We start from the raw sequence: 12,987 nt of genomic DNA on the forward strand, positions 1-12,987 counted from the left end.
GTCTCCCGAACAGCGACCTTGCCACGAGCAGAGAGATCAGGCGATCAGATCCGACAGCTCCGCTCGCTGGAAACGCGCGACACAATGGCGCGGAGGCGGCCCGGCGGCCGCCCCCTTCATCCTTCATCGTCCTCGCTTACTTGCCTTCGCGCTTGGGCGCGTTCTTCACGTGCTTGTCCATCCACTGAGCCATTTCCCACAAGGTATGGCCCGTGGACTCCCGCGCGCGATAGCCGTGCGCTTCGTTGGGCAAGGTGACATAGCGCACCGTCGCGCCCGCCCCCTTCAGCGCTGCGTAGAAGCGCTCGCTCTGCACCGGGAAGGTGCCCGAGTTGTCGTCGGCCTCGCCGTGGATCAGCAGGATCGGGTCCTTGATGTTCGGCGCGTAGGTGAACGGGCTCATCTTCGTATAGGTGTCGGTCGCCTCCCAGTAGGTGCGCTGCTCGGCCTGGAAGCCGAACGGCGTCAGGGTGCGGTTATAGGCGCCCGAGCGGGCGATGCCGGCTCGGAACAGGCGCGTGTGAGCCAGCAGATTCGCCGTCATGAACGCGCCATAGCTGTGGCCGCCCACGGCGATCCGATCCCGATCCGCGACACCCATGGCGACCACGGCGTCCACAGCGGCCTGGGCGTCTGCGGTCAGCTGCTCGATATAGGTGTCGTTAGGCTCGGCCCCGTTCTGGCCGATGATCGGGAACGCCGGATTGTCGAGGATGGCGTAGCCCTGGGTCAGCAGGAACAGGTGGCTGGTGCCGCCCGGACGGGTGAAGCGATTGCCCTCGTCCACCGTCTGGCTGGCCACGGCCGCGTCGGTGAACTCGGCCGGATAGGCCCACATCAAGAGCGGCAGCGGGCCGTCCTTGGCCTTGTCATAGCCCGGGGGCAGATAGAGCACGCCCGACAGGGTCACGCCGTCGGCGCGCTTGTAGGTGATCGTCTGCTTGGTGACGCCGGCGAACTGCGGCGCGCGGTCCGGGAAGCTGGTCAGGGCCTTGGCCTTGGCGCCCGGCGCAACGGCGTGGGTGTAGAAGTTGGGCTGCTCCTTGGCGCTCTCGCGGCGGGTGATCACCGTCTTGCCCGCGTCGTCGGCCAGGGCGACCGGAACCTGATAGTACGGCGCCTGGGCTTGCCAGAGCTTGGTCACCTTGCCGTCGGCCAGCGACATGCGGCCCACGAACGGGAACTCGCCCTTGGCCGAGGCGCCATCGCCGACCACGAACACCGACTTGCCGTCTGGCGTGAAGTGCAGCAGGTCCTCGCCCTTGGCGTCGCGACGGGTCAAGACGCGGCCCGGATCGTTGTAGCGATCCTGGTAGTTGCGATCGACGATGACACGGCCGGTTCCCGGCTTGGACGGGTCGATCAGGATGAGCTTCTGGTTGCGGGTCTGCCACCAGCGGCTGGTCAGCAAGGCAACGTCGCCGCGCCCCCATTCGACGCCGCGATAGCGCTGCTCCAGATCGATCAGCTTGGTCGGCGCACCGTCGAACGGCGCGGCCTGTACAAAGACGCTGTCGTGGATGGCCACCTTCTTGCGCGGGTCGCCGCCATCCTGGGCCTCGGCCCAGACCAGCGTGGCCGGGGCGTCGGCGCGCCACGAGACCGAGCGCACGCCGGTCGGCACGGCGTCGAAGGCGGCGGGCAGGTTGTCGGCCAACGGACGGTCGACCAGGGTCTTCACCGGCTGGCCTTCGATGGTCGAGACCGCGATCTCGGTCGGGAACTGGCTGGCCGGGACCAGGTAGCTGTAGGGACGCTTCAGGCGGTTGGTCAGCACATACTGGCCGTCCGGCGAAACGCCAAAGCCGGAGATCACGCCCGGCTTGCCGACCGCCGTCGCCTTGCCATCGGCCAGGTTCACGCGGGTCAGTTGCGAGGTGAAGTAGTAGTCGAACAGCGCCTCGTCATGGGCGTTGGTCAGCAGGTCCTGATAGGTGCGGATGGCGGCCGTGCGGCCCTTGGACTCCTGAATGGTCGGCCCCGTGGGCGTCAGGTCCTTGGCCGGCGGCGCGCCGCGGCCGGCCACCACGGCTTGCACTAGGAAGCCCGAACCGTCCGGCAGCCACTCATAGCCCGCGCCGAACACGCCGTTGACCGCCACGTCAGAGACCTTGCGCGCGGTGGCCGCTTTCACGTCCACGACCCACAGCTCAAGACCGCTCCTGGCGTCCATGACGAAAGCCATCTTGCCGCCGTCCGGCGACCAGCTGGGCGCCAGGAAGCGCGCTCCGGCCGGCAGCGTCACGGGACGGACCTTGCCGGTCGCCACGTCCTGGAACGACAAGGCGTTCATCCAGGCCGAACGCGCCTCGATCGGTCCGTTGCTGCGCGGATTGATGCGATAGCCGCCCAGCCGCAGGATCGGCTCGGACACGGCGGCGATCGATGGCAGGTTCTCGCGGCCCAGTTGGGCGAGCACCTTGCGATCAGGGCTGACCGCGATGCTGGGGGTCGGGGCGGCGTCCAGGATCTGGGCGATCGGCGCAGGCGGCGCCTGATAGCCGTCGGCGGCCAGCGCCGCGCCGGAGGACAGCGCCGCAATGGCGACCGATGCGGCCAGCGCCAGCGCGCGGCGGCGGAAGGAAGTCTGGAACATCAAAGGGCCCCTCACCTGAAACGCGCACCGTCGATCCGGCGCGTCAATCGAGGGGCATGATTATGCAGGCGCAGGGCCAAAGGGAATCGATTTTGTCCGCAAATCGACGCCAAACACGCCAACTGCACACCATTTTTTGCCGAGACGCGTAGCATTCGATTTCCCCGGCGCCACATCGTGTCAACGGGGAAATTTAAAGACTGTCTCAACGTGAGTGTTGCTGGCGTCGTGGAAGCCGCCCTCGCCCTTCGACGGGCTCAGGGTGAGGGCGAATGTTAGCCTCGGTTCGTACAAAATCCTTATCCTGAGCCTGCCGAAGGGCGAGGATTTCCAGCCGGACGAGGCTCACACTCAACGCAAACCTAGCTCATCCAATGTCGGCTAAGGCGCCTTCACCACCGCGCCGCCCTTCATCACGAAGACTGGCTTCTCCAACGTGGTGACGTCGGCCAGCGGATCACCGGCCACCGCGATGATGTCGCCATAGCGACCGACGGCCACCTGACCGACATCCTTGCTACGCCCCAGGGCCTCAGCGGCGGTCACCGTCGCCGCCTGGATCGCCTGCAGCGGCGTCGCGCCGTAGCGCACCATGACGGCGAACTGCTTGGCGTTGTCGCCGTGCGGATAGATGCCTGCATCGGTGCCGTAGACCATCTTCACCCCCGCCTTCAGCGCCTTGCGGAAGTTCTCGCGCTGAATCTCGCCGATGTCGCGATCCTTGCGCAGGTTGTCTTCCAGCACGCCGTTCTTCTTGCCCTCGGCCTGGGTGTAGTCGGTGTTGTAGATGTCCATCGAGAAGTAGGCGCCCTTCTGGACGGCCAGCTTGATGCCCTCGTCGTCGACCAGGCTAGCGTGCTCGATGGTGTCGACCCCGGCCCGCACCGCTTCGCGGATGCCCGAAGCGCCGTGGGCGTGGGCGGCGACCTTGATGCCGGCCATGTGCGCCTCGTCGACGACGGCCTTCATCTCCTCGTAGGTGAGTTGCTGCTGGCCCGGCTCGTTGCCGCGCGAGAACACCCCGCCCGTGGCGCAGATCTTGATCACCTGAGCGCCGTATTTCTTCAACGTACGCACGGCCTTGCGGGCCTCGTCGGGGCTGTCGCTGTTGAAGGGGTTCTTCTGGTCCATCGACGGCGGCAGGAAGGTCGAGTCGCAGTGCCCGCCCGTCGCGCCGAACGAGATGGCGGCGGTGACGATCCGGGGACCGGGCACATAGCCCGCATCGATCGCCTCGCGCAGGCCCACGTCGTCATAGTCGGCGGCGCCGACGTTCCGCACCGTGGTGAAGCCGGCCTCCAGCGTCTTCCTGGCGTTGGCGGTCTGCACCACGCTCCAGAAGCGGTCGCTGTATTCAAGGCCGTTGTAGCCGCCGATCTCGGCGAGGCTGTCGAGGTGCACGTGCATGTCGATGAGGCCCGGCAGCAGGGTTGCGCCAGGCAGGTCGACGGCGACAGCGCCCGCAGGAACCGCATCGCCCTTCTTGCCGACGGCGGTGATGCGCCCGTCGGTCACAATCACCAGAGGATTGTCGACATACTTGCCGCTGGCCACGTCGAGCAGACGCGCCGCGCTGACCGCCTTGACCTCCGCCGCGCCCGCCGCGCCGGCCAAGGCCGCCGCCGCGCTCGCCGTCAGCGCCGCGATCTTGATCCTCTTACGCATGAAACCATCCCCATCAAACTTGAGCGGGGAACGCTAGCACGCCGAACGGCTCCGTCGAGCCCCCTGCGAGAGGTCCGTCTGAAAGCGCTATCTTCAGCCTGCCCAGCTGAACGCGCGCCGCCATTCGACAAACCGCCCCAACCCCTCGGCCAGCTTGACCTTGGGCTTGTAGCCGCAGAGGGCGTGGAGCTTGTCGATGTTGGCGTAGGTGGCGGTGACGTCGCCGGGCTGCATAGGGCGGAAGACCTTGTTGGCCTCGATCCCGAGCGCGGCTTCCAGTGTGGTGATCATGTCCATCAGGCCGACGGGGTCGTTGTCGCCGATGTTGTAGACCTCGTGCCCGCCTTGGGCCGGAGGGTTGTCGAGCACGCCGAGGATCCCGTCGACGATGTCGTCGATATAGGTGAAGTCGCGGGCCATCTTGCCCTCGCCATAGACCTCGATCGTCTCGCCCTTCAGCATCTTCTCGGTGAAGCTGAAATAGGCCATGTCCGGGCGGCCCCACGGGCCATAGACCGTGAAGAACCGCAGGCCCGACTGCGGGAAGCCATAGAGCTTGGCGTAGCTTTGGCTCAGCAGCTCGCACGAGCGCTTGGTGGCGGCGTAGAGGGACACCGGGCTCTCGGCCGGATCGCTCTCCCTGAAGCCCTCGCCGTTCAGGGGGCGATCACCGTAGACGCTGGAGGAGCTGGCATAGACCAGGTGCTCGACGCCGGCGTGGCGACAGGCCTCCAGCACCGACAGGTGGCCGGCGAGGTTGCTGCGCTCGTAGGCGAAGGGGTTCTCGATCGAGTAGCGAACGCCGGCCTGGGCGGCGAGGTGGATCACCTGCTTGGCGCCGGAGGACTTCACCAGGGTGGCGAAGGCGTCGTGGTCGGCGATGTCCATGCGGAGCATCGTAAAGCCCTGCCGGGCGTCAAGCCGACGGGCTCGGGCCTCCTTCAGGGCCGGATCATAGTAGGCGTTGAAGACATCGACCCCGATCACCGCCTCGCCGCGGTCGAGCAGGCGCTCGGCCACGTGGTAGCCCACGAAACCGGCTGCGCCCGTGACGATGATGGGCGTCTTGCTCATATCAGCCGCGTCCGATGGACGCGTAGGTGAAGCCATGACGGACCATCTCGGCCGGCTTGTAGACGTTGCGCAGATCAACGACCGTCGGCGACCGCATCAGCAGCTTCAGTCGATCCAGATCCAGCGCCCGGAACTGGTCCCACTCGGTCAGGATCACCAGGGCGTCAGCGCCCTCAGCGGCCTCATAGGCCCCGGCCTTGAAGTCCACGCCCTCGAGCATGTGGGCGGCTTCCTTGGCGCCTTCAGGATCGAAGGCCTGGACCTTGGCGCCCATGGCCTGCAGGGCCGGCAGGATGTCGAGGCTGGGCGCGTCGCGCATGTCGTCGGTGTTGGGCTTGAAGGTCACGCCTAGCACCCCGATCGTCTTGCCGCTGAGGTCCGTCGAGCCGATGGCGTCGGCGACCTTCGTGGCCATGGCCTTCTTGCGAGCGGTGTTGACCTCGACCGTGGTCTCGATCAGCCGGGTCGGCGCCCCATACTGCTGGGCGGTCTTGACCAGAGCGATGGTGTCCTTCGGAAAGCAGCTCCCGCCATAGCCGGGGCCGGCGTTGAGGAACTTGGAGCCGATCCGCTTGTCCAGACCAATGCCCTTGGCCACCGACTGCACGTCGGCGCCGACTTTCTCGCAGAGGTCGGCCATCTCGTTGATGAAGGTGATCTTCATCGCCAGGAACGCGTTCGCCGCATACTTGATCAGCTCGCTGGTGCGGCGGCCGGTAAAGACGATCGGCGTCTCATTGAGACTCAGCGGACGGTAGAGGTCGCGCATCACCGCCTGGGCGCGCTCATCGTCAGTGCCGACCACCACGCGATCGGGACGCTTGAAGTCCTCAATCGCCGCGCCTTCGCGCAGGAACTCAGGGTTGGAGACCACGGCGAACTGGGCGTCGGGGCGTACCTTTTTGATGATCGCCTCGACCTCGTCGCCGGTGCCCACCGGCACGGTCGACTTGGTGACCACCACCGTAAAGCCGTCGATCAGGCCGGCGATCTCTTCAGCGGCGGCGTAGACATAGGAGAGGTCGGCGTGGCCGTCGCCGCGACGGGTCGGCGTGCCGACGGCGATGAACACCGCGTCGGCGTCCTTGATCGTCTGGGCGCCGTCCAGGGTGAAGAACAGGCGGCCTTCGCGCACGTTGCGCGCCACCAGATCATCCAGGCCCGGCTCGAAGATCGGGATCTCGCCCTTCTCCAGGCGCTCGATCTTGCTCGGGTCCTTGTCGATGCACGTCACCACGTGCCCGAAGTCGGCGAAGCACGCCCCCGACACCAGGCCCACATAGCCCGTTCCAATCATCGCTACGCGCATCTTTTCCCTACCGCGTTCCCTGCCCAAGCAAGCAGGGCATACAGGTTGAAAGAGTATCGAGTCCCGTACAGCGCAGTACGGGCCGGAGTGTGACTACCTAATGCAAATGACAGCGACGCAAAGCCTGTTTGCGCCGTTGTCATAGCGCAATCGCGATCAGACGCCTCGCTGGGATTGATCCGGCCGTTGAAGCCTTGCCGTAAGCCGCGACTTCGGTTGCCTCTTGGGTGCGACCCTGCCCCCCTTGCAATGATCCGCAACCCTTGTGGTTCAAAGGAAAAACCCTTACGCCACCGCCATGGGGACGTGGCGGAATGGTAGACGCGCCGGACTTAAAATCCGTTGGAGCAATCCGTGTGGGTTCGAGTCCCACCGTCCCTACCAACCAACCTTCGGACGAGCCTCAAAAGCAAGTTCGCGCCTTTGGGGAATGAGCAGCGTAAGGTAGAATATTCATTTCAGCCAACCTCGACTCCGGTCAGGATAAGCGACAGTCGAATCCTGGTGCGGCGCTGGTAGTCGCTCTCCTCCGTAGCGTTTCGAGTTCCGTAGAATGGCTGAAGACAAGTCTCCCGATCCCGTCGACACCCATGTTGGTCGGCGCCTTCGCATGCGGCGCAAGGATCTGGGGTACTCCCAGCAGGCGCTGGCCGACGCTCTGGGACTGACCTTCCAGCAGGTGCAAAAGTACGAAGGCGGCTCGAACCGGATCAGCGCCAGCAAGTTGCACGCGGCCGCCATGTTCCTGAAGACGCCCGTGGCGTTCTTTTTCGAGGGTCTGGAAGATCCCGAAGGTGTCGACAACACGGCGGCGGACCTGGCCAACGAGATGGCCAGCTTCTGGTCGCTGCCGGGCGGCCCTGATCTGGCCCGCGCCTATGCGGCGATCGAGTCGGCGGGCATGCGCAAGCACCTGATGGACCTGGCCCGCGCGATCGCCGGCCAGGAGTAGAGGTTCGAACCCGGTCTCAGACCGGGTCCGCAAGCAGTTCGACGTTCTTGGCGCCGGCCTCGGCCAGGGCCGAGATCAGTTCGCTCACCGCCGCGTCCAGCTCCGCCGCATCGCGGCCGCGCAGGACGAGGTTCGCGCCATAGACGTCCGGCGGCGAGAAGAACGGGTAGCTGCCCAGCGACATCTCCGGATGGGCCTTGGCCACGGCCTCCAGCGGCGCGGCGATGACGCCCTCGCCCGTGCCGGTCACCCGCACCGTCTTGGCCAGCACCACAGCGCCGGTGCGCAGGCGCGGGCCGACGTCCTCGAGCATGCCGCGCATGATCGACGGCACCCCGGCCAGCACGAAGACATTCTCCTTCTGGAAGCCGGGCGGGCCCTGCACGGGGTTCTTCACCAGGCTGCCGCCCTCCGGCACGTGCGCCATGCGGCGGCGGGCGGCGTTCAGCTGGTCGCCCCAGCGCGCCGTCAGCATGGCGATGATCTCGGGATGCTCGGGCGCAGTCACGCCGAACGCCTTGGCGATCGAGTCGGCGGTGATGTCGTCGTGGGTGGGGCCGATGCCGCCTGTGGTGATGACGTAGTCGTATTTGGTGCGCAGGGCGTTCACCGCATCGATGATCTCCTGCTCGACATCGGGCACCACCCGCGCTTCGCAAAGATCGACGCCATAGGTCGCCAGATATTTGGCGATGGCCGAAAGGTTGGTGTCCTGGGTGCGACCCGAGAGGATCTCGTCGCCGATGATCATCACGGCGGCGGTTACACGATCGACCATGTCTTTCTCTCCCAGGGACCGCCCTCGCCCTTCGACAGGCTCAGGGTGAGGGCTACTTCAGCCGGTTCGACCAGAAATCCTCATCCTGAGCTTGTCGAAGGACGAGGATTTCCGCAAAGCCTAGCGACTTCTCTCAGCCCGACTTAGGCCTCGCATGCTGCTGCCGCAACCGCTGATCCATGGTCGTCTGGTGAGCCGCTACAAGCGGTTCTTCGCCGACCTCGTACTGGACGATGGCCAGGAGATCACCGCCCACTGCCCCAATCCGGGGGCGATGCTGGGGGTGAAGGATCCAGGGCAAGGCGCCTGGGTGTCATGGTCGGACGATCCCAAGCGCAAGTTGGCCTACACGCTGCAACTGGTCGAGCAGGGCAATGCCCTGGTCGGGATCAACACCCTGCTGCCCAACAAGCTGGTGGCCGAGGCCCTAGCGGCCGACGCCATCCCTGAGCTCTCCGGCTATGCAACCATCAAGCCCGAGGTGAAGTATCGCGAGGCCAGTCGTGTCGACTTCCTGCTGACCCACCCGGATCGCCCGCCCTGCTGGCTGGAGGTGAAGAACTGCCACTTCTCGCGCACCCCGGGCCTGGCGGAGTTTCCCGACTGCAAGGCGGAGCGCTCGACCCGGCACCTGGAGGACTTGGCCGCCCAGGTCCGCGAAGGTCACCGGGCCGTGGTGTTGTTCATCGTCCAGCGAGAGGACTGCGACACCTTCAGCGCCTGCGCCGACCTCGACCCGAAGTTCGCGGCGGGGCTGGACGCGGCGGCGCAGGCCGGGGTGGAGGTGCTGGTCTATGCGTGTGCGATGGGAACGGAGGCGATCAAACTACGCCTTCGGCTTGAGTGGCATCGCTAAACCGCGTTGAAATCTAACCTAACAGCGCCCTTCTCTGCACAGGCGAGACGAGGGTGGCCAGCGGCGCGCCAATCATTCCCTGAATCCGCAAACTGGCTCTTGAACCCGCACGAAGCCGCCCCATCTCTGTTTAACGGTGAGGCTGCCTCGCCAACGATATAGTCGGAGCGTGTTTGGGGATCACCATGACCGGACTACAGGCTAACAAACCCCAGAGCTAACACGCTGGCCTAACGCATCCCCCCACCGGCTACAGTAAGGGTCGGGATGCGAGGTAGAGGAGAAGGAGGCCATGAGCTTCCGACTTGCTATCGAAGCCAGCCAGCCAGATGGAACAGTGTTCCGCCTAGGCCTTGCGTGGGACTTCCCCGCCTTGGCTTCGTGGAGCAGCTTGATCCTGCGGCTGTTCTGAACGAGAGGGCGTCCCCGAAAGGGGGCGCCCTTTTCAGTTGGTGAGCATCCAACCTAGGAACGCCCCCACCTAACAGCGATTTAAGCTGCATTTCGCGCCCGCTGAGCTACCCCTTCTGGAGGCTCGCGAAATGGGGATCGCATGAGGAAGACCGTTCTGGCGCTCGCTGTCGCGGGGCTGGCCCTGGCGTCGTGCGGCCCGTCCGATCCCGGCAAGCCCGAGGGCGGCTTCATCATCGGCCTGCGGGCGGTGTTTGCGTTCAAGACCTGCACCAGCAAGCTCGAAGAGCGGTTCGGTCTGAAGGAGATCGCCGGCGTCACCTCCAACGACATGGACCCCCAGCCCACCGGCCGTCCGGGCGAATGGGACGTCAGGTTCACCGCCGACGTCACCGAGAAAGAAAGCGGGCGGGTGACGCGCTACAAGGGCGTGTGCCGCGTGCGTCGCGACCAGCCCACGACCTTGGACGCCCAGTTCGTCAAGGAGGTGAAGGCGGGCGTCGCCGAGACGGTGCGGCGGGTTCGGCCGAACTGAGGCGCTACGCCGAAAGGTCGCGGCCAAGAGGCGACGGCTATTGAACTTTCGTGCTATGCTCGCGACATAACCCTGACATCAGACCGCTTCGCCGCCCCTCGCGGCGGCGAGCCCCCGAGTAGAGCATGACCCTGGATAACGCCCTCGAGATCGAAGCCGAGACCCGCACGGGTCAGATCAAGCTGCACAAGGCCGAGGACTTCGAGGGCATGCGCAAGGCCGGCAAGCTGGCCGCCGAATGCCTGGACATGCTGACCCCGCACGTCCAGCCGGGCGTCTCGTCCGACGAGCTGGACCGGCTGGCCCGCGAGTTCATCCTCGATAACGGCGGCCTGCCCGCCTGCCTCTACTATCGCGGCTATCCCAAGACGGTCTGCATCTCGCGCAACCACGTGGTCTGCCACGGCATTCCCGGCGACTGGGCCCTGAAGGAAGGCGACATCGTCAATATCGACGTGACCGCCATCGTCGACGGCTGGCACGGCGACACCTCGCGCATGTACGGCGTCGGCGAAGTGGGTCCGCGCGCCCGTCGCTTGGTCGAGATCACCTATGAGGGCATGCGGCGCGGCCTTGAGGCCGTGAAGCCGGGCGCCACGCTGGGCGACATCGGCCACGCCATCCAGTCCTATGTCGAGGCCCAGCGCTGCAGCGTGGTGCGCGATTTCTGCGGGCACGGCCTGGGCCGGGTGTTCCACGACGCCCCGAACATCCTGCACTTTGGCCGCCCCGGCCAGGGCGCGGTGCTCAAACCCGGCATGTTCTTCACCGTCGAGCCGATGGTGAACCTGGGCAAGCCCGCCGTGAAGGTGCTGAACGACGGCTGGACCGCCGTCACCCGCGACAAGTCGCTGTCGGCCCAGTGCGAGCACTCGATCGGCGTGACGGAAGACGGCTACGAGGTCTTCACCGCCTCGCCCGCCGGGCTGTTCCAACCGGCGATCCTGGGCGGCTGATCGCGTAAAACGCGTATTTCTGCGCTAGACAATCGGGCTATTGTCGGTGATCCTCCGGCCATGACCGAGGCTGAAAAGCGCAAGCGATTTCAACGCTTCTTCGGATGGTTCTACCTCCCGATTGGGGTGAGCCTGTGGCTCGCCCTTAGCGCGTTGAGACTGCGCGACGGCGAGATCACCGAGGCCGAGTTTCTTTGGCGAGCCTCCCTCTTCGCCCTCGTGATCGTTGCGGGCGCCCTCATCCCTTGGGCGGAAGGTCGCCGTCTCCGCCGTCTCACCGAGGAACGGCGCAAGACGCGCCGACCACCGCTGAGCCTCAGCGCGTGATGCAAAAGCGTGTCTACGCGCTGGCCGCTTGGGTGATCATTCCGTGCCTTTGGTTGGCGATCGTCGCCTGGACGTTCTTGGAATGGCGTGGCGGGGACGCGTCCGACGAAAAGCTGCTGACCACCGTCATCATTGTCGGGATCCTGTCGCTTTTTGCGCCTGCAGTCAGACTGGTAAGGGTAGCGCTCGCGCACCGGGCCGAGGCGCCGCCACAACATCCTCCCCTAAATCTTGGCGGCTAGGATGAAGGCCTTGCGAAACTCGCCTTAATTGCTCGGGGCGCAACTGGCCTGCCTGATCGTCCCCGCAGCGCTGAACATCGGAGGGGCCGCGCAAGCCTGGGTTCATCGCGCGCCGGACGCGCTTATTTCCGGATCCTTCCAGTTTCGGATCTTCGTGGCGCTCCTCCACGCAGCCATGACTATCGCGGGGGTCTTCATCCTGCTGGCGATCCACCGGCGTCGAGTGCAGAGCTAGGCCGGACATACTGAGAGACTACGCACTAAATCCTCCCCCCAGCGGGGGAGGTGTCCGCGCAGCGGACGGAGGGGGAAGTCTTGCTGAGCTTGCCCCCTCCGTCGCCTCTTCGAGTCGACACTTCCCCCATTGAGGGAGGATTTTCACTAGACAACCTCGACGATAAACCGCCTACTCTTCCCGTAGAGTCGAGGGCGGCATGGTCAGTGTTTCTTCCCTGGCGATCTCCGACGGCGCGCCTGATGAGCCGTCTGCACCTACGCCCGCTCCCCTACCGCCCAAGCCCGCCCGCAAGTCCGCCCACGCCCATCACCTGGGGCACCGCGAACGCCTGCGCGAGCGGGCGGCCAAGGGCGGGTTCGTCGCCCTGCCCGACTATGAGCTGATCGAGCTTTTCCTGTTCCGCACCTTCCCGCGCGGCGACGTCAAGCCGCTGGCCAAGGCGCTGCTGACCCGGTTCGGCTCGTTGGACGGGGTGCTGGGCGCAACCGTCGAGGAGCTGCGCACCGTGCCCGGCGTCGGCGAGGCGGCGGCCATGGACCTGAAGCTGCTGCACGAGGTCGCCCTGCGCGCCGGTCGCGACAAGATCGTCAAGCGCCCGGTCATCTCGTCGTGGAGCGCCTTGCTCGGGTATGTCCGCGTGGCCCTGGCCAACGAGTCGCGCGAGCAGTTCCGGGTGCTGTTCCTCGACAAGAAGAACCAGCTGATCGCCGACGAGGTGCTGAACCGGGGCACCGTCGACCACGCGCCCGTCTATCCGCGCGAGGTGATGCGCCGGGCGCTGGAGCTCTCCTCCAGCAACATCATCATCCTGCACAACCACCCGTCCGGCGATCCTACGCCCTCGCGGCCCGACATCGACATGACCAAGCAGATCGTCGAGGCCGGAAAAGCCCTGAAGATCGCCGTTCATGATCATTTGGTGGTCGGTCGCGACGGGGTGGCCAGCTTCAAGGCGTTGGGGTTGATGTGAGGGCGGAAGATGGGTTGACGACCGCAAGCGCAGCCGTGAGCCTCCCAACGCGAAATTGCTCCGGAGTCCGCTCATGCG

Annotated in this window: 13 protein-coding genes, 1 tRNA gene and 1 pseudogene; 10 read left to right on the top strand and 5 right to left on the bottom strand. The window is 65.7% G+C overall.

The window, feature by feature from the left end:
• Positions 1-136: 136 nt before the first annotated feature.
• Positions 137-2,596 (bottom strand): S9 family peptidase, encoded by a 2,460-nt coding sequence (locus tag ACT53N_RS08210; RefSeq protein WP_476063447.1) that lies wholly within the window; start codon positions 2,594-2,596, stop codon positions 137-139.
• A gap of 223 nt (positions 2,597-2,819) precedes the next feature.
• Here ACT53N_RS08210 and ACT53N_RS08215 point away from each other — a divergent pair.
• Positions 2,820-2,930 (top strand): annotated as a pseudogene (locus ACT53N_RS08215) (hypothetical protein); the annotation flags it as partial.
• Positions 2,931-2,977: 47 nt separating this feature from the next.
• Here the strand turns inward: ACT53N_RS08215 and ACT53N_RS08220 are convergent.
• From ACT53N_RS08220 to ACT53N_RS08230, 3 genes are all read right to left on the bottom strand, one after another.
• A complete protein-coding gene (locus ACT53N_RS08220) occupies positions 2,978-4,261 on the bottom strand; it encodes a Xaa-Pro dipeptidase (RefSeq protein WP_476063448.1) in 1,284 nt (427 codons plus the stop codon).
• 93 nt (positions 4,262-4,354) lie between these two features.
• On the bottom strand, positions 4,355-5,335 hold the full coding sequence (locus ACT53N_RS08225; RefSeq protein WP_476063449.1) for an NAD-dependent epimerase/dehydratase family protein: 981 nt from the start codon (positions 5,333-5,335) through the stop codon (positions 4,355-4,357).
• A gap of 1 nt (position 5,336) precedes the next feature.
• Positions 5,337-6,644, bottom strand: coding sequence for a UDP-glucose dehydrogenase family protein (locus ACT53N_RS08230; protein ID WP_476063450.1), 1,308 nt, complete (start codon positions 6,642-6,644; stop codon positions 5,337-5,339).
• 300 nt (positions 6,645-6,944) lie between these two features.
• Between ACT53N_RS08230 and ACT53N_RS08235 the strand changes: the two genes are divergently transcribed.
• Positions 6,945-7,028: transfer RNA gene (locus ACT53N_RS08235), tRNA-Leu, on the top strand.
• A 169-nt stretch (positions 7,029-7,197) separates the two neighbouring features.
• Complete coding sequence (locus ACT53N_RS08240; RefSeq protein WP_476063451.1) at positions 7,198-7,596, top strand: helix-turn-helix domain-containing protein; 399 nt, start codon at positions 7,198-7,200, stop codon at positions 7,594-7,596.
• Positions 7,597-7,612: 16 nt separating this feature from the next.
• On the opposite strand, the gene ACT53N_RS08245 is transcribed toward ACT53N_RS08240, so the two are convergent.
• A complete protein-coding gene (locus tag ACT53N_RS08245; RefSeq protein ID WP_476063452.1) occupies positions 7,613-8,374 on the bottom strand; it encodes a competence/damage-inducible protein A in 762 nt (253 codons plus the stop codon).
• A 154-nt stretch (positions 8,375-8,528) separates the two neighbouring features.
• Here ACT53N_RS08245 and sfsA point away from each other — a divergent pair, with 154 nt between their 5' ends.
• The 7 genes from sfsA to radC all read left to right on the top strand — a co-directional run bounded on the left by sfsA (position 8,529) and on the right by radC (position 12,909).
• Positions 8,529-9,230, top strand: a complete 702-nt coding sequence (gene sfsA / locus ACT53N_RS08250; RefSeq protein WP_476063453.1) for a DNA/RNA nuclease SfsA — start codon at positions 8,529-8,531, stop codon at positions 9,228-9,230.
• Between the two features lie 553 nt (positions 9,231-9,783).
• Positions 9,784-10,176 carry a hypothetical protein gene (locus ACT53N_RS08255; RefSeq protein ID WP_476063454.1) on the top strand — a complete coding sequence of 131 codons (393 nt, stop codon included), beginning with the start codon at positions 9,784-9,786 and terminating at the stop codon, positions 10,174-10,176.
• Positions 10,177-10,301: 125 nt separating this feature from the next.
• Positions 10,302-11,132, top strand: coding sequence for a type I methionyl aminopeptidase (gene map / locus ACT53N_RS08260; RefSeq protein WP_476063455.1), 831 nt, complete (start codon positions 10,302-10,304; stop codon positions 11,130-11,132).
• A 60-nt stretch (positions 11,133-11,192) separates the two neighbouring features.
• Entirely contained in the window at positions 11,193-11,459 is a 267-nt protein-coding gene (locus ACT53N_RS08265) for a hypothetical protein (protein ID WP_476063456.1), read from the top strand.
• Positions 11,459-11,701 carry a hypothetical protein gene (locus tag ACT53N_RS08270; protein ID WP_476063457.1) on the top strand — a complete coding sequence of 81 codons (243 nt, stop codon included), beginning with the start codon at positions 11,459-11,461 and terminating at the stop codon, positions 11,699-11,701. Before ACT53N_RS08265 ends, ACT53N_RS08270 begins: the two co-directional genes overlap by 1 nt.
• 28 nt (positions 11,702-11,729) lie before the next feature.
• Positions 11,730-11,936 (top strand): hypothetical protein, encoded by a 207-nt coding sequence (locus ACT53N_RS08275; protein WP_476063458.1) that lies wholly within the window; start codon positions 11,730-11,732, stop codon positions 11,934-11,936.
• Positions 11,937-12,135: 199 nt separating this feature from the next.
• Positions 12,136-12,909 (top strand): RadC family protein, encoded by a 774-nt coding sequence (gene radC / locus ACT53N_RS08280; protein WP_476063459.1) that lies wholly within the window; start codon positions 12,136-12,138, stop codon positions 12,907-12,909.
• Positions 12,910-12,987: the final 78 nt, after the last annotated feature.

The sequence above is a fragment of the Caulobacter sp. DMC95 genome (assembly GCF_056313785.1).

Coding starts and splice junctions, on each gene's coding strand:
- ACT53N_RS08210 (WP_476063447.1), bottom strand. CDS start 2,596: ATGTTCCAGACTTCCTTCCGCCGCCGCGCGCTGGCGCTGGCCGCATCG.
- ACT53N_RS08220 (WP_476063448.1), bottom strand. CDS start 4,261: ATGCGTAAGAGGATCAAGATCGCGGCGCTGACGGCGAGCGCGGCGGCG.
- ACT53N_RS08225 (WP_476063449.1), bottom strand. CDS start 5,335: ATGAGCAAGACGCCCATCATCGTCACGGGCGCAGCCGGTTTCGTGGGC.
- ACT53N_RS08230 (WP_476063450.1), bottom strand. CDS start 6,644: ATGCGCGTAGCGATGATTGGAACGGGCTATGTGGGCCTGGTGTCGGGG.
- ACT53N_RS08240 (WP_476063451.1), top strand. CDS start 7,198: ATGGCTGAAGACAAGTCTCCCGATCCCGTCGACACCCATGTTGGTCGG.
- ACT53N_RS08245 (WP_476063452.1), bottom strand. CDS start 8,374: ATGGTCGATCGTGTAACCGCCGCCGTGATGATCATCGGCGACGAGATC.
- sfsA (WP_476063453.1), top strand. CDS start 8,529: ATGCTGCTGCCGCAACCGCTGATCCATGGTCGTCTGGTGAGCCGCTAC.
- ACT53N_RS08255 (WP_476063454.1), top strand. CDS start 9,784: ATGAGGAAGACCGTTCTGGCGCTCGCTGTCGCGGGGCTGGCCCTGGCG.
- map (WP_476063455.1), top strand. CDS start 10,302: ATGACCCTGGATAACGCCCTCGAGATCGAAGCCGAGACCCGCACGGGT.
- ACT53N_RS08265 (WP_476063456.1), top strand. CDS start 11,193: ATGACCGAGGCTGAAAAGCGCAAGCGATTTCAACGCTTCTTCGGATGG.
- ACT53N_RS08270 (WP_476063457.1), top strand. CDS start 11,459: ATGCAAAAGCGTGTCTACGCGCTGGCCGCTTGGGTGATCATTCCGTGC.
- radC (WP_476063459.1), top strand. CDS start 12,136: ATGGTCAGTGTTTCTTCCCTGGCGATCTCCGACGGCGCGCCTGATGAG.